Here is a 16,816-nt window from a genome sequence, read left to right as displayed (position 1 = left end):
TGTAATGTAAAAGATTTATTATCACAATCATAAAAACTTTGAATTGCTAACATGATAGGTCAATGATAAAATGATAGAACTAATTAGATTCATCAGTGGAATCGACGTATTTTTCAAGTCAAGCCATTGCATAATTATTGAAAAACATACGCATTCGGCGGACCGTACCGCCTTGAATACGTCACATGTTTTGTCCCCCATTCCTCGTAGTTGTTCTTTGAGTTACCTCTTGTTGCCACTGTCTTCTATTCGGCCGCCTGTATTTCAGGCCAGCATGACTTTATAACAGAAAGGTTGCGTTCCATGAGACAGACAGGTTTACCACCCAAACAGGGACTATATGATCCCCAATTCGAAAAAGACGCCTGCGGCATGGGCTTTGTTGCCCACATCAAGGGAAAACCATCGCACGATATTGTAAGTCAGGCTTTGACCATGCTCGTGAATATGGAGCATCGGGGCGGTCAGGGAAGTGAACCAAACTCCGGTGACGGAGCAGGGATTATGATTCAGGTCCCTCATCTGTTTTTTCAAGAGGAAGCGGAGCGATTGGGTTTCAAATTGCCAAAGGCCGGACATTATGGCGTTGGTATGCTTTTTGTATCCAATGATCCCAAAGTTCGTGAGGTACATGAGCAGAAGCTAAGAGATATCATCGTGGACGAAGGTCAAAATTGTTTGGGTTTTCGCGATGTTCCAACTTATGACGAAATGCTGGGGAAATCGGCAAAAGCAGCTAAACCAGGTGTGCGTCAGGTATTCATCGGTCGCAGTAGCGATTTGAAGGAAGAGTTGGACTTCGAACGGAAACTGTATGTCATTCGCAAACGTGCAGAGCTTGCTATTCGCTATAACCAAGAGGATGAGAACGGTGAGTCGTTCTATATTCCAAGTTTGTCATGCCGCAAGGTTGTATACAAAGGAATGCTGACAACCGAGCAGGTAGGCAAATTTTATCTGGATTTACAGGATGAGCGGGTGACATCGGCAATCGCGCTGGTCCATTCCCGTTTTAGCACGAATACATTCCCGAGCTGGGACCGTGCGCATCCTTATCGTTTTATGATTCACAACGGTGAAATTAATACCATGCGCGGGAATGTGAACTGGATGCATGCGCGTCAGGCGCAGTTTGAAAGTGAAGCGTTTGGCAGAGATATCAAGAAGGTAAAACCCGTCATTAACCCGGATGGCTCCGATACAGCCATGTTTGATAATACGCTGGAGTTTCTGTATCTGAGCGGACGATCCCTTCCTCATGTAGCCATGATGATGGTGCCGGAGCCTTGGAATAAGCATGAAACCATGGACCCGAAGAAGCGGGCATTTTATGAATATCACAGCACCATGATGGAACCGTGGGACGGACCTGCTGCAATGGCGTTTACAGACGGTATCCAAATCGGGGCCATTCTCGACCGCAACGGTCTGCGTCCTGCACGTTACTATGTGACCAAGGACGATCTGATCGCATTGTCTTCAGAGGCGGGGGTATTGGATATTGCTCCTGAAAATGTGCTCTATAAGGATCGTCTCCGTCCAGGTCGTATGCTGCTGGTTGATACCCAAGAAGGCCGCATCGTTTCTGACGAAGAGTTAAAGGAACGTATCGCTTCCGAGGAACCTTATCAGCAATGGCTGGATGAGCACTTGGTTGATCTGGATGAGCTGCCGGAAGCACTGGAACAGCCGGAGCCTAAACATGAAAATGTAAATCAGCTTCAGCTCGCTTTTGGATATACGTTTGAAGAACTGCGCAAAATTCTGGAGCCGATGGCACTTACAGGTGCAGAACCGATTGGCTCAATGGGGTACGATGCACCATTGGCGGTGCTGTCTGATCGTCCACAACGTTTGTACAATTACTTTAAACAAATGTTTGCCCAAGTCACGAACCCGCCGATTGACGCCATTCGTGAAGAGATTGTAACGTCAACCGCAACTACGATTGGACCAGAGCGCAATTTACTGCATCCAGAACCGGAAAGCTGTCGTCAGATTCGTTTGGATTCACCGGTGTTGTCGAATGAGGAGTTCGCCAAAATTCGCCACGTACACCGTCCGGGCTTCAAATCCATGACCATTCCGATCTTCTTTGAAGCAAAGGAAGGTGCTGAGGGCTTACGCAAGGCGCTGGAAGGATTGTTTGAGGCGGCTGACCGTGTCATTGACAAAGGTCATAATATCCTGATTTTGTCCGACCGTGGAGTGGATGCGGAAAATGCGGCCATTCCGGCGTTGCTAGCTGTTTCCAGCCTGCATCACCATCTGATTAAACAGGGTACACGCACACGTGTAAGTATTCTGCTGGAGTCCGGCGAGCCAAGGGATGTTCACCATTATGCGGTGTTGCTTGGCTACGGTGTGAGTGCAGTTAATCCGTATCTGGCTTTTGAAACGCTGGATGTCATGATTCAGCAGGGTTTGCTGCGCGGCATCTCGCACGAAAAGGCAGTTAAAAATTATATTAAAGCGGCAACGAAGGGTGTCGTTAAAATATTGTCCAAAATGGGTATTTCCACAATTCAGTCGTACCGTGGGGCGCAAATTTTTGAGGCCGTAGGTTTAAAACAGGATTTTGTTGATCGTTATTTCACCTGGACACCTTCCCGCATTGGCGGTATTGGTCTGGAGGAAGTGACTATCGAAGCGCTGGTTCATCATAACCGTGCTTTTACCGACAAGGACGGCAACGACAAAGTGCTGGATTCGGGCGGCGAATATCAATGGCGTAACGATGGGGAAGAGCATTTGTTTAACCCACAAACGGTGCATTTGCTCCAGCAGTCAGTTCGCTCGGGAGACTACAAGCTTTACAAGAAATACGCCAAGCTGGTACAGGGTGAATCTGAACAGTATTTGACGATTCGCTCCATGCTTCAATTGAAGCCTGCTGGTGAGCCTGTGCCACTGGATGAAGTGGAATCCGCTGCATCCATTATGCGTCGCTTCAAGACAGGGGCCATGTCCTTTGGCTCGATCAGTCAGGAAGCGCATGAAGATATGGCGATTGCGATGAATCGGATCGGTGGCAAGAGCAATACGGGTGAAGGTGGGGAGAACCCTGCACGTTTCATACCGGATGCCAATGGTGATTCTCGTCGCAGTTCGATTAAGCAGGTAGCATCGGGCCGATTCGGTGTAACATCGAATTACTTGGTGAATGCCGACGAAATTCAGATCAAAATGGCGCAAGGCGCGAAGCCGGGCGAAGGTGGACAACTGCCAGGACGTAAGGTATACCCTTGGGTCGCTGAGGTCCGTGGTTCTACGCCAGGAGTAGGTTTGATTTCACCACCACCGCATCACGATATTTATTCTATCGAGGATTTGGCAGAGCTCATCTATGATCTCAAAAACGCTAATCCGCGTGCTGACATTAACGTGAAACTGGTGTCAGAGGTAGGCGTAGGCACGATTGCTACAGGGGTAGCTAAAGGCCGTGCTGACATTATTCTGGTCAGCGGTTATGACGGTGGTACAGGCGCTTCTCCGCAAGGCTCCATTCGTCATGCGGGTATGCCTTGGGAGCTGGGTCTGGCGGAGACGCATCAGACGCTGATGTTAAACAACCTGCGCGACCGCGTGGTATTGGAGACAGACGGCAAGATGCTGTCTGGCCGCGATTTGGTAGTAGCTGCCCTGTTGGGCGCGGAAGAATACGGCTTCTCTACAGCGCCGCTCGTGGCGTTGGGCTGTATTATGATGCGGGTATGCCAAATGGATACATGTCCGGTTGGTGTGGCTACACAGAATCCAGAGCTGCGCAAAAATTATATGGGCGATCCTGCCCATGTGGTGAATTTTATGCGTTTCATCGCAGAAGATGTCCGCGAAATTATGGCGGAATTGGGCTTCCGTACGATTCAGGAAATGATTGGACGTACGGATTGTCTGGATACCGTGAACGCTGATTCGCACTGGAAGAAGAAGGGCGTAGACTTGAGCTTGCTGTTGCATGTTCCTGAGTTGGAAGAAGGTAGTGTACGTTACCGCGTACAACGCCAAAATCACGGCCTGGAAGAAACACTCGACATGCAGCAGCTCGTACCGATGGCTGCGGAAGCGCTGGAGAACGGAACGCCTGTTGAGGGTACCTTACCTATTACAAACGTGAATCGGGCGGTAGGGACGATTCTGGGCAGCGAGGTCACCCGTAAGTATGGAGCGGCGGGTCTGCCTGAGGATACGATTCGCTTTAACTTTATTGGATCGGCAGGTCAGAGCTTCGGGGCATTTATTCCGAAAGGCATCACACTGAGTGTGGAAGGCGATAGCAATGACTATGTCGGTAAAGGGCTATCTGGCGGTAAGGTTATTGTGAAAAAGTCTCACAAAGCGACCTTTAAGGCAGAAGAGAACATTATTATCGGAAATACAGCCTTGTATGGAGCGACCAGCGGTGAAGCTTACATTAGCGGAATCGCAGGCGAGCGCTTTGCCGTTCGGAATTCCGGCGCACGTATTGTTGTTGAGGGCGTTGGGGATCATGGTTGCGAATATATGACGGGCGGACGTGTAGCTGTGTTGGGTGGAACTGGACGGAATTTTGGAGCTGGAATGTCCGGAGGTATTGCATATGTCTATGACCCTGAGGGGACGTTCCTGAGCCGTTGTAATTTGGAAATGGTGTTGCTGGAAGGTGTGGAAGAACCTGCAGAAGCAGCGGATTTGCGCGGCTTGGTTCAACGCCATGTCACTTACACAGGTAGTGAAGCGGGACAACGTATTTTGGATGATTGGCAGACTGCGATTCAGCAGTTTGTACGAGTGATTCCAAAGGATTACAAGCGTATGGTTGAACAGATTCAAAAAGAAGAGGCAACTGGTTTGAGCGGAGATGAAGCTCTGTTGGCAGCATTTGAAGCCAATATGCGTGAATTGGCGCGTGCCGGGGGCTAAAATGTAGACTACCAAATTCACTAAAAAAGGACTCGCTGAATACCGCTGTTATAATCACGGTGGTATCAGCTAGTCTTTTTTAGGTTACTAAAAATGTGATTTGTTTCCTTGACAAACGTCATAAATTCTGACATTACCCCCGAAATGTTTTCCTGAAACGGTAAATATGTTATAAAAAGTACCAAATTTTTTGGAATGTAACCGTTTACGTAAGAGTTTATGTCTTGTTATTTATTTTTGGATTGGTTATGATTTTTTTAGAGTACACAAACAAACCTAATATGCCCATCGTCCCTTCAAAACACAGAATAGGGTGACAGGATGAAGTTGAGGAAGTCAGCAGAAGACAAAATGATTTTTTTATACCGTTATGTATCACTATCTTTAACGTCACTTGTTTTTCTGTTCGAATCATCTAGATTAATCGTGTGGCAGAAGCTATTACTGATTGGTTTTCTATTTTTATCCGTTACAGCATTTACTTGGATTTACCGTAAATACAGACTTCATGATATGGTATTGAAATGTAGCATTGCACTAGAAACAGCAGGGATCATTTTGTTATTATTCCCGACTGGAGGGATAAATAGCCCGTTCAAATGGTATGTGATTACTCCCATGCTGGTAGCTTGTGCTCATCTATCTATGAGGTACAGCTGGACGCTCCTACTTTCTTATATCGGTTTGGTGCTTACATTTTGTTATATCTTTTTTACACCAGGTCAATATTTTTTGTGGGATCTTATATTGCAGAACATTAATTTGTTTCTGGTATTGATCGTAACCACGATGGCAATGCAGGTTATCGGCGTCATGAAGGACGAACTGAAGGTGGCTAAAGAACAAGCCAATGAGACGATGGATCATATCAAGTCGATTTACCACATCATGGAGACGACCAGCCATAATGAGGCATTAAATCTAGGTCAGGTCATCTCGGATTACACTGTCAAGCTAACCAAGCAGAGCCGTGCATTTTTCTGGCTGGATAGTCAGGAGGAGGATGCACCGGCAAGCAGCCAGACAGGCTGGACGGTAGAGGAGGAGGAGCAGCTATTCGAGGAACTGGAGAATTACCGGGAGGAGTTCAGGGAAGAACGCGAACCATTTTTCAGACATCTGCCAGAATGGGGCGACTTTCTCATGATCACTGTACCGATGACGACCCGCTTTGTAGCGACGATTGGTCTCAAGCTGGGACCGGATCAAAGTCTGACAGGAAGACGCTGGCTCGTGCAACAACTGATATTCTTGGCTGAGCTGAGTGCTGTGTTTTTGGAGCGCTATGAGCTGGAGCGTATTGAGAATCAGCTGATTGTGACGAATGAGCAGAACCGGATTGCAAATGAAATGCATGACAATGTTTCTCAAAGTCTTTTTGGTATTGTGTACGCAACGCATTCTCTCCGGCAAACCTGGTGTCATCAGCCTAAGGAGCAGGTGGAGGAGCAAATTGATCTAATTCAGCAATCTGCCAACCAAGCGGTTAGAGAGCTGAAAGGGGCGATTCATAGTCTAAGCTCGAAAAAAAGCGGAGGCTCAACTTGGTTAGGTACTGTGAAAAGTCATCTGCATACACTTTCCAAGCTGAACCATGTACAAATTGATTTTGACATTCATGGTGATCATTATTCACTTCCGTATTTATACCAAAAGGCTTTGTTCCGCATCATTTCCGAAGCGGCGGGGAACGCAATCCGACATGGAATGGCCAAGCGAATTGATGTGAAGTTAAAATTGACGCCCCAAGTGATTAGACTGTCTATTCATGACGACGGAGTAGGGTTTGAGACGGCGAGAATGGTAGCAGGAGGTGAGGCGGTCAGTGCAGGCGGGGGCCTGGGCATGATGAATATGGAATATTTAGCTCAATCGATGGGAGGCGAATTTGATATTTCAAGTCGAATCGGAGAAGGAACACAGATCCGATTGTCCATTCCGGTAAATGCTTATGAATGAGGATTTTGCAAAATTCTCGAATAAAATGTGTGAACATTCTGCAATACAAAATCTGCGGTAACAATCGGATACATAGGGATTATGCAAATCCTGAACTGTAGACAGGAGGCCGAATCATGAAAATTGTCATTGTCGATGATCATCCTTTAGTACGGAAAGGACTCGCTGCGGTCATATCCATGCAGCCCAATGTTCAGTTTGCGGGAGAGGCCCAGAATCAACAGGAAGCACTTGTGGTGATTGAGGAAACGGATCCGGATCTGGTGCTGCTGGATTTGAAACTGGCTGATGAATCGGGGCTGGATATTATCAAGATAGCGCGCGGACGCGGTTTCAGAAGCAAATTTATTTTGCTGACCTCTTCCGCAACACGTGAAGATTTTTTGAAAGCAGAGGAAGCCTCCGTGGACGGTTATGTGCTTAAGGAAGCATTGCCTGAGGAACTAATTTACGCGATTCATCTTGTCAACAAAGGACGCAAATATTATGATCCGGCTATTCTCGAAAACAAGCTGCGTGAAGATGCGGGCAATCTGACGGACGACCTGACACCGAAGGAAAAGGAAGTGCTGGTCGAGCTGGGGCAAGGTGCTTGCAATCGTGAAATTGCATCCCGGTTATTTATCAGTGAGTTCACAGTCAAAAAGCATGTCAGTCAGATCTTGGCCAAGCTGCGGCTAGCGGATCGTACACAGGCAGCATTGTATGCCAATGCCATTGGTCTGGCGAAGTACCAGCCAACAAATATCGTATGACGAGCTGGCTCTATAAGCTACGCTGCACTTTCATGTGCGAGTGGTAGGAAAAGCCTCAAAATCACCAACAATGGTGGTTTTGAGGCTTTTTTCGATTTCTTTTTCCATAATCGACAATCTATGGTACAAAAGTATACCATGTCGTATCCGAAAGTATACATTTCCCTCCCCCTGTAGTGAGGGAGAAAGTGCCATTCGGTTCCATGTCGTTCACAGAGCCAATTGTTACAATAAAGTCATACTTAAATATGAAGAGAAATTGTATAGGAGGGAGGATTTTTGTGGAGAAAACCATTTTGGATTATCTAGTCCTGATCAAAAGAAGATTGTGGCTGATTGCGATTTTTGTCATTCTCTCATGTGTAACAACATACTTTGTGAGCGACAATGTCGTGAAGCCAGTCTACTCCGCTTCAAGCCAACTGCTGGTTAATCATATTTCTGCCAAGCAGGGGAGCAACAATCTGAACGACGTCAACACAAGTCTTAATTTGGTGGAAAGCTACAAGCAAATTCTCACTTCACCTAAAATTATGGACGCTGTTGTAGCGGCTCATCCCGAGTTCGGTTTGACACAGCAGAAGTTGGCAGAGAAGCTGCAGATTAAATCCTCGGATAAAAGTCAGGTTATCGGTTTGACGTTTGAGGCAGGGAGCTATCCACAGGCCGCAGCGGTTGTAAACGCGGTAACCCAGAAATTCGTACAGACGGTTCCGAGATTGATGGAATTGAATAATGTGAAAATTTTAAATGAAGCGGACCCTCAGGCCAATCCTGACCCGATTAATGGGAACCCGCTCATGAATATAGCGATTAGTTTTCTCGTATCGCTGATGATTGCATTGGGCACGATTGTGTTCCTGGAAAGCATTAACGGCACGCTGCGCTCGGAAAAAGAGGCGGACGCGGACATCGGTATTCCGGTAATCGCATCGATTCCAGTCATTCGCAAGAAGGACATCGATGGAGCAGCCGGAAATTCCAAAGAACGGGTAGGGGAGCGTAAATATGCTGCGATTGAATGACATGTTGATTACAGAAAGTAATCCATCATCGTATATCTCGGAATCATTTCGATCCCTCCGTACATACATTCGGCAGCAGGTGATTGGACAAAAGGACCGTGGGACGGTTCTATTGTTGACCTCGCCGGAAAGCGGAGCGGGTAAAACAACACTGCTCGCCAACATCGGAGTTTCCTTTGCACAAGAAGGCAAGAAGGTGGCTCTGGTGGATTGCAATCTGCATAAACCAGCGCTGCACGAGATATTCGGAATGGAGAATACCGGAGGTCTATCGGCTTATTTGCGCGGTGGGGCTTCTTCCAAGTCTATTGTTAGACATGGTGGCCTGGAGCTATCGGTTGTTCCCGGTGGAGACACCCTCTACAACGCGGCGGATCTGCTCGGTAGCGAACGTATGGCGGAGCTGCTGGAAGAGCTCAAACGTGAATATGACATCATCTTGCTTGATTCGGCTCCGGCGTTGAATTATACGGATGCTCGCCTGATTGCAGGCTTAACGGATGGTGTGATTCTCGTTGCTAGACATGGTCGTACCAAACGGGAAGATCTACGCAAAACAAAGCAACTCATGGAGCAGGCCAGTGCGACGCTGGTTGGAATTGTGATGAATCAGGTGAAGTAAGCAACACCAAAATTCGATGAAGCAAGGAGAATGAGTGCGATGACGAAAAGAGTGAAAAAGGCCATTATTCCAGCAGCAGGGTTAGGTACGCGCTTCCTCCCTGCCACCAAAGCGATGCCTAAGGAAATGCTTCCAATTATCAATAAGCCTACGATTCAATATATCGTGGAAGAAGCAATTGCTTCTGGTATTGAGGACATTATTATCGTTACGGGTAAAGGCAAACGTGCCATTGAGGACCACTTTGACAACGCATTTGAGCTGGAATCCAAACTGCTCGAGGACGGTAAGCTGAAGCTTCTGGAGGAAGTACAGCGTTCTTCGGGAGTGGAAATTCACTACATTCGCCAAAAAGAACCCAAAGGTCTTGGACATGCGGTATGGTGCGCAAGACGCTTTATTGGGGACGAGCCGTTTGGTGTGCTGCTGGGCGATGATATCGTAACAGGTCAGAAACCTTGCCTGCGCCAGCTGATGGATCAGTATGAGGAAACTCAGAATTCGGTTATCGGTGTGCAGCGGGTACCGCAGGAATTTACGAACCGGTACGGCATCATTGAACCGGATCAGCAGGACGGACGCTTGTACCGAGTGAATAATTTTATAGAAAAACCGGCTCCAGGCACAGCGCCATCGGATTTGGCTATTATGGGTCGCTACGTGTTCTCGCCAAAAATTTTCAAATATCTTGATCTTCAGGAAAAAGGAGCTGGCGGCGAAATTCAGTTGACGGATGCGATCCAAAAGCTGAATCAGAGTGAGCGTGTGTACGCCTATGATTTTGAAGGCACACGTTATGACGTAGGTGAGCGTCTTGGATATATTTTAACCACACTTGAATTTGCACTTGCCAGCGATGATTTGAAGTATCCGGTTATGGAGGCTATGAATGAATGGTTGAAAAAGACCGAGAAAGCAACCACGGCAGGTTGAGAGGGGGTACGTCAGCATGAGCATGGAAAATTTACCGGAGGACGGCGAGGCTGTCATGTCAGGTAAAGCGTTTTACATGCCATACGGAAATACACAAATTCAGGATAAAACGTCCTACCTGGTCACAAAACGCCTCCTTGATATGCTGCTGTCGTTCGTGGGCTTGATCGTCTTGCTTCCGCTTTTTGTAGTGGTAGGCGTTTTGATTAAGCTCGAAGACCCAAAGGGAAGCGTGTTTTTCAAGCAAACTCGGGTGGGCAAGAATGAGAAGTTATTCGATATGTATAAATTCCGTTCAATGGTGTCCAATGCTGAGGAACTGAAAAAGGACTTGATGGAGCTGAATGAAGTGAGCGGCGCCATGTTCAAAATTAAAAACGATCCTCGGATCACGAAAATTGGTAGTTTTCTGCGCAAGACGAGTATTGATGAGATTCCGCAGCTGTGGAACGTGTTGGTCGGCGACATGACTTTAGTCGGTCCGCGTCCGCCGTTGCCAAGCGAGGTCGAGCAATATTCCGATTATGATAAGCAACGCCTGATTGTAACACCGGGATGTACGGGTTACTGGCAGGTGAGCGCACGTAACAGTGTAGGCTTCGAAGAAATGGTGCAAATGGATTTGAAGTATATTCATGTTCGCAATACGTGGCTCGATTTGAAAATCATCATGAAAACAGGCGTTAAAATGCTGTTCTCCAAGGATGCTTACTGATGGATGCATTCAAGCGATGTCCCGCAGTGTCCGTCGTTATTTGCACCTATAACCGGGCGGACCTGCTGGAGAAAACGTTAATGTCCCTGCTGGAGCTGGAAGACCTTGCACTGGCTGAGATCATTGTGGTCGATAACCGATCCACCGATCATACAGCAGCGACGATTAAAAGGTTCACCGTCGCCCATGGTCAGAATATCCATCTCCGATATCATTATGAGCGCGAACAAGGACTGTCTGCTGCTCGTAATGCAGGCATTACGTTATCAAGAGCGGAAGTCATTGCTTTTCTCGATGATGATGCAATTCCGTGTGTTACATGGTTGCAAACGATTATGTCAGCATTCGGGAACAATCCTGAGCTGACGGCTATGGGTGGGAAAATTGACCCTATGTTTGAGACGGAACGACCGGGTTGGCTGACAGGCCCGCTTGAACTGCCTTACACGATTATTGATCTGGGCAAAGCCGTTCGTGAATATCCGTCGGGACTGAATCCATTTGGAGCGAATATGGCGATGCGCAAAACGGCTTTTGCTGCCGTTATGTTCCCGCTTCATCTAGGCAGAAAGGGAGATATCCTTCTATCTGGTGAAGAATCGTGGGTATTCGAGCAAATCCGTAAAAATGGTGGAACGATTATGTATCATCCACACATGTCTGTGGAACATTTTGTGCCGGCTTCACGGTTAACGAAAGAATGGATCATGAACCGCTACTATTGTCAGGGCATGTCTAACGCTGCTCAGGCCGTAGGTCTGCGCGGCAACGCGATGCTGATGGCGAAGACGGCAGCCAAAGTGTTATACATCACTGTGGATTCCCTGCTGGCACGTAGTGAGGGCAGGAAGCTGTTGAACCGGTGCAGGCTTGAAAGTATCCGTGGGACGCTGGATACACTGCGCAACCGGAAAAGCGAGTCAGCTGCGGGGTGAAAGATGGAACATGAGTAACTATCCTTGGACTACTAGAATAAACACCATACAGCATGTTTTTATTTTTCTACTGGGCGCTCTTGCTGTAGGAATTGCGGCTACCTATCAGCCGGTGGTCAGTATTGCGGCGGTATGTTTACTGCTCTTGCTGGCTGTTTCTATACATCATCCGGAGCGCATCAGCTACGCTGTTTTGCTAAGTACAGCAGTCTCAGTCGATTCTCTGTATCAGGGTGGCGTGTTCGGTATTGAGATATTGTCATTGTACAAATTGGGCATTCTGGCTCTGCTGGTGCCGTGCATGCTTGTGTATGGCATACGTTTCAAGTTCAGCTATCCGGTCTGGGCATTGGTGATCATGCTGGGGATCACATTTGGATTTTCAGCATGGCTGCCTTTGTTAACGACCTCAATTGCCGTCAAGGCGTTCGTCGGTTTATCACTCCCTTTCTTTTTTTTACTGATCCAGTGGAAAAAGGATGTGGCAGAAAAGCATATCCGACTGATCAGTTTGTTGCCCATTATTAGTGTGGTCATTGGACTGGGTTTGCAGGTTCTAGGGCTGCATTCGTTTACGGATGTAGAATTTACGGGCGCAGTCAGAGTACAAGGAGCGAATATACCGCCGCATCTGGCAATGCTCTCCTTTCTCGGAATTGCCGTCTCTCTAATTGAGGTCAAGCGCAGACCCAAGCAAGCCGCTTTTTATTACACTGTGTTGGCACTGAACTTTCTGATTCTGATCGCCACCGGTACACGTGGACCGATTCTGGCATTGTTATTAATGTTTGCTGTGTATCTGTTTGATATTGCCCGTCAGTACCTCAAGGGGAAAGTCAATTATTTGCTACCGCTGGCCGGATCGTTTTTGGTTGCTCTGGGGGCGGTGGCCCTGCAATGGAACAATTTAAAAAAACGCTCCTTCGAACGGGAGACCGATACAGGCATTGACCTGTCGGGACGCTCGGAGGCATGGGAATATTTTTTGAACAGAGTACATGATTACCCTTGGTCAGGGAGAGGTCTTGGCGCGGTAACGGTCGCGAACGACGGGACATTATTCAATGGCTTTGTTGTACCGCATAACGAGTATATACGCTTTTATTTTGACACGGGATATATCGGTTGCGGGCTATTAATGCTTTCATTGCTGATCGTGTTCGCTCTCATTTACCGGTCGCTTGCCAAGTCTATCAAACCTTATTTTGCAAGCTTAATTGCAGGCTTTCTGATCTACTCGTTTTCAGATAATACGTTGTCGACGGTTCAGATGATTATTCCATTTTGCTGGTATTTGAACGCGTTATACCAGACATCTACTCAAACCGATTTTCGCAAAGAGAAGTGATACGATGAGCAGAGTGAACATGTTCGATGTCAACTTTGATAATTACGATTTTAATGATCTACTCGAATTTATAGATACTTCTATTGAACATCAGCGTCATTCCTACATTTTGACCTGTAATGTCGATCATGTGATCAAGCTTCGCAAGGATGATGAATTCCGCAAGGTGTATTCGGATGCCGGAGCTGTAGTGGCCGATGGGATGCCTATCATATGGGCGTCCAAGATACTGAAAAAACCCCTCAAACAAAAGGTGTCCGGGTCAGATTTGTTCACTCGGCTGGGAGAGGCTTTTGAGGATCGAGGCTATCGTTTATTTTTTCTGGGTGCAGCTGACGGTATTCCTGAGAAGGCTATGCTCAATCTCCAGGAATCTTATCCGAACATGAATGTGGTGGGCTGTTACTCTCCTTCTTATGGCTTTGAGAAAAACGAAGAGGAGAATAGGCACATTATCCAACTGCTTCAAGAGGCTCGCCCGGACATCGTTTTTGTAGGTGTAGGCGCACCTAAACAGGAAAAATGGATTTACAGATATTATGAGACTTACCGCGCTCCGATTTCAATTGGGGTGGGAGCGACCTTTGATTTCCTGTCGGGAAATGTGAAAAGAGCACCGGAGCTGATGCAGAAGACGGGATTTGAATGGTTCTGGAGATTGTCTCAGGAGCCTAAACGATTGTGGAAAAGATATTTGATTGAGGATTCCCAATTTCTCGTTCTGCTGTTTAAGGAGATGTTCAAGCGGAAGCGGATGAAGGGAGGTCAGGGGTGAGAAACATGAGTCGGTTGGCAGATCAGCAGATTTCCGTTTGGCTAGGAAATCGGCGTGGAATCGGCATGATCGGCATGGGATTGCTGGCTTGTATGTTGCCACTCGCCATCGGATTTGTCAGCGCCAAGATGAATCCCACCATGAGCCAGCAGGGAGCCATATTGCTGGCGCTCGTTTTTCCGGCCTTCCTGTTGGCGATCTTGCAATCGCGGCTACTGATTCCTTACACACTGGCAGTGTGGGCAGTAGGCCCGGAAATCCGCCGCATTGCGGATTGGATGGAGGGAACGTATCACTCGGTTTCCTTGTTGAGCGTGGCACCGCTGCTGGTAAGCAGTATGTTGATTATTCCTGTGTTGCGAGGCATTCATCAGGCGGAAAAACCATTGACCCGAATTGCTGTATTTTTCGGCATAGAATTGGCCTACGGAAGTGTAGTCGGGTTATTCAAAAATGGTATTGTTTTTGCTTATGATCTAGCCAATTATGTGGTTCCTTTGATCCTGTTGCCTTATCTTGCGATTAAGCCCATGAAGGCGAAGGAGCTGGACCGTCTGCTGTATTCATATGCCAACATTGCTGTTCTTGTGGCAATTTACGGCATTATCCAGTACTTGACGGTACCTCCGTGGGATGCATTTTGGATGAATCATGTAGAAATGAATTCCATTGGTGTTCCAGAACCACTTCAAATCAGGGTATTTTCTTCCATGAACTCGCCCGGTCCCTGCGCTATTTTCCTGGCGATGGCACTTGTACCCATGCTAATGGAAAAACGTTGGCGTGGCACTTTGGGATGGATCGGAATCCTGCTGACGGTCGTTTGTCTCTTAATCACGCTGGTACGTTCAGCCTGGCTAATTGCATTCGTCATGTTACTGGCTTACATTCTCAGTTCATCTTCCAAGGGAAAGTGGAAAACCTTGTTTCAACTAGCTATAGTTGGCCTTCTTCTCTATATCATTGTTCCAAAACTTCCAGGGGCAGAAGGTTTGGTGGCTCGCATGCAGACGCTGACGGATATTCAGCAGGATCATTCGTACAATGAGCGTTTGGATTTACTGCATACGATGCTTCCGGCGATTGCTGGCAATCCGGTCGGGCAGGGGATCGGGAGTGTAGGAATCGGAACCAAGCTTGATAACGGCGGCGATCTCGGCGAACTTGGGATTATGGATAATGGATATATCGCCATTTTCCTCACCTTCGGTATTTTCGGGGCATTCTTTTTCTTCGGTGGTCTGTTCGTTATCCTCAAGCGCCTTCTCGCCCGTATTGCCGAACGAGATGCCAGTCAGCCTTATATCAGACTGGCGTTGGCTACGTGGGCCGGAGCTGTAGCCAGTCTCATATCAGATAATGGTTTCCCCGGTATGCGCGGCTATCTGATCTGGATGATGATCGGAATAGGACTATGGGCAAAAGATGTCATCGCGGAAAGAAGGTAAAGGCTGTGCAAAACTTACAAGCATTATCCGCACCTGTCCGGACGCTATGGTCCACAGTGATTCGGTTTGCCAAAAGCAAGGATAACAGCTCTGCAGCAGTAAAAACGATGATATTCAGTATGCTGATTCTCGTCGTGAATATGCTGACTGGTGTGCTAACGGCACGATTCCTGGGTCCTACTGGACGCGGGGAACAGACAGCGATGGTGAACTGGTCCCAATTTCTCGCCTTCTGCATGAGCTTCGGTGTCCCGTCTGCATTGATTTACAATGCCAAAAGGAAACCGGAGGAAACGGGCAAGCTGTATGGTCTGGCCTTGCTGCTGGCTGCCATGTTCGGGGGCTTGGCGACACTCGTCGGAGTATTTCTAATTCCTTATTGGCTGCGCTCTTTTTCTTCATCGGTCATACTTTTCGCGCAGTGCTCCATGATGATGTGTCCGCTCATAGCGATTTCACAGATCAATAATGCATTGCTTCAAGTTCGCTCGGAATATAAGCAGTACAATTTATTCCGGTATCTGGTACCGCTAAGTACGCTACTGGGTCTGGCGATTCTGATACTAACCGGAAATATGAATCCGTACACCTCGGCATTGGCCTATTTACTGCCAGGCTTGCCGATTTATATCGGTGTCACGATACGAATGATTCGGCTGTACAAACCAAAGGTAAAAAACAGCTGGACGCAATTTAAAAATCTCTTTACCTACGGTATGGGTTCATACGGGAATGATCTCATGGGGCAGGTTTCCACTTATATTGACCAGATTTTGATTGCGGGTCTGCTCAGACCCGCTGATCTCGGTTTATATGCAGTAGCGGTCAGCTTGGCCAGGATGGTGAATGTATTTTCTACCTCGATCATTGTCGTGCTGTTTCCCAAAGCTTCCGGTCTGAATAAGGAAGAGGCGGTGGCCATAACATTTAGGGCATTCCGAGTGACATCAACGGCAACCTTTCTGGCTGCGGTGATGCTGATGCTGATTGCTCCGTTCGTATTTACATTGTTATATGGTCAAGAGTTTAAACAAGCGCTTACGGTATTCCGGTTCCTGGTGCTTGAGGTTGCTATCAGTGGAGGGACCATGGTGCTGGCACAACAATTTATGGCGTTGGGTAAGCCCAAGCTGGTTACCATTCTACAGGGTGTCGGATTGGCGCTCGTCATTCCATTGCTGTCCATACTCGTACCGAAATATGGATTGACGGGTGCAGGGATAGCAATGCTGTCTTCGGGGATTCTACGGTTCATTTTCATTTTATGTAATGTTAAATTCGTTCTAAAAATGAAGATTCCAAGACTGCTTATTTCCAAACAAGATTTTCAATGGCTCCGATCAACGATGTCACACTACATCCGGAAAAAGCCAGTTAACGGTTAGATAAAGAAGGAGGC

12 protein-coding genes are annotated in these 16,816 nt (G+C 47.4%); all 12 read left to right on the top strand.

The genetic code is table 11. The features are described 5' to 3' along the window. Positions 1–303: 303 nt before the first annotated feature. The 12 genes from gltB to AC5ELV_RS16245 all read left to right on the top strand — a co-directional run bounded on the left by gltB (position 304) and on the right by AC5ELV_RS16245 (position 16,802). Positions 304–4,902 carry a glutamate synthase large subunit gene (gene gltB / locus AC5ELV_RS16300; protein ID WP_493431006.1) on the top strand — a complete coding sequence of 1,533 codons (4,599 nt, stop codon included), beginning with the start codon at positions 304–306 and terminating at the stop codon, positions 4,900–4,902. A 321-nt stretch (positions 4,903–5,223) separates the two neighbouring features. Further along, a complete protein-coding gene (locus AC5ELV_RS16295) occupies positions 5,224–6,861 on the top strand; it encodes a sensor histidine kinase (RefSeq protein WP_493431005.1) in 1,638 nt (545 codons plus the stop codon). Between the two features lie 116 nt (positions 6,862–6,977). Next, entirely contained in the window at positions 6,978–7,616 is a 639-nt protein-coding gene (locus AC5ELV_RS16290; RefSeq protein ID WP_025720512.1) for a response regulator, read from the top strand. Between the two features lie 281 nt (positions 7,617–7,897). Further along, positions 7,898–8,641 (top strand): YveK family protein, encoded by a 744-nt coding sequence (locus AC5ELV_RS16285; RefSeq protein ID WP_493431004.1) that lies wholly within the window; start codon positions 7,898–7,900, stop codon positions 8,639–8,641. Beyond that, the gene (locus AC5ELV_RS16280; RefSeq protein WP_013309150.1) at positions 8,625–9,263 is read left to right on the top strand and encodes a CpsD/CapB family tyrosine-protein kinase; all 639 of its coding nucleotides are present in this window, start codon (positions 8,625–8,627) and stop codon (positions 9,261–9,263) included. Before AC5ELV_RS16285 ends, AC5ELV_RS16280 begins: the two co-directional genes overlap by 17 nt. A gap of 39 nt (positions 9,264–9,302) precedes the next feature. After that, complete coding sequence (gene galU, locus AC5ELV_RS16275) at positions 9,303–10,196, top strand: UTP--glucose-1-phosphate uridylyltransferase GalU (RefSeq protein ID WP_013309151.1); 894 nt, start codon at positions 9,303–9,305, stop codon at positions 10,194–10,196. A gap of 16 nt (positions 10,197–10,212) precedes the next feature. Further along, positions 10,213–10,911: a sugar transferase gene (locus AC5ELV_RS16270; RefSeq protein ID WP_013309152.1), complete on the top strand. Its 699-nt coding sequence runs from the start codon at positions 10,213–10,215 to the stop codon at positions 10,909–10,911. Then, on the top strand, positions 10,911–11,846 hold the full coding sequence (locus tag AC5ELV_RS16265; protein ID WP_061830280.1) for a glycosyltransferase: 936 nt from the start codon (positions 10,911–10,913) through the stop codon (positions 11,844–11,846). Before AC5ELV_RS16270 ends, AC5ELV_RS16265 begins: the two co-directional genes overlap by 1 nt. Before the next feature lie 10 nt (positions 11,847–11,856). Beyond that, on the top strand, positions 11,857–13,194 hold the full coding sequence (locus AC5ELV_RS16260) for an O-antigen ligase family protein (RefSeq protein WP_493431003.1): 1,338 nt from the start codon (positions 11,857–11,859) through the stop codon (positions 13,192–13,194). 4 nt (positions 13,195–13,198) lie between these two features. Continuing rightward, the gene (locus AC5ELV_RS16255; RefSeq protein ID WP_493431002.1) at positions 13,199–13,969 is read left to right on the top strand and encodes a WecB/TagA/CpsF family glycosyltransferase; all 771 of its coding nucleotides are present in this window, start codon (positions 13,199–13,201) and stop codon (positions 13,967–13,969) included. Positions 13,970–13,974: 5 nt separating this feature from the next. Continuing rightward, a complete protein-coding gene (locus AC5ELV_RS16250) occupies positions 13,975–15,417 on the top strand; it encodes an O-antigen ligase family protein (RefSeq protein WP_493431001.1) in 1,443 nt (480 codons plus the stop codon). Positions 15,418–15,422: 5 nt separating this feature from the next. Beyond that, entirely contained in the window at positions 15,423–16,802 is a 1,380-nt protein-coding gene (locus tag AC5ELV_RS16245) for a lipopolysaccharide biosynthesis protein (protein WP_493431000.1), read from the top strand. Positions 16,803–16,816: the final 14 nt, after the last annotated feature.

The organism is Paenibacillus sp. NMA1017 (genome assembly GCF_058895805.1).
Note: the sequence above shows the minus strand (reverse complement) of the source record. Positions and strands in the feature narration are given on the sequence as shown.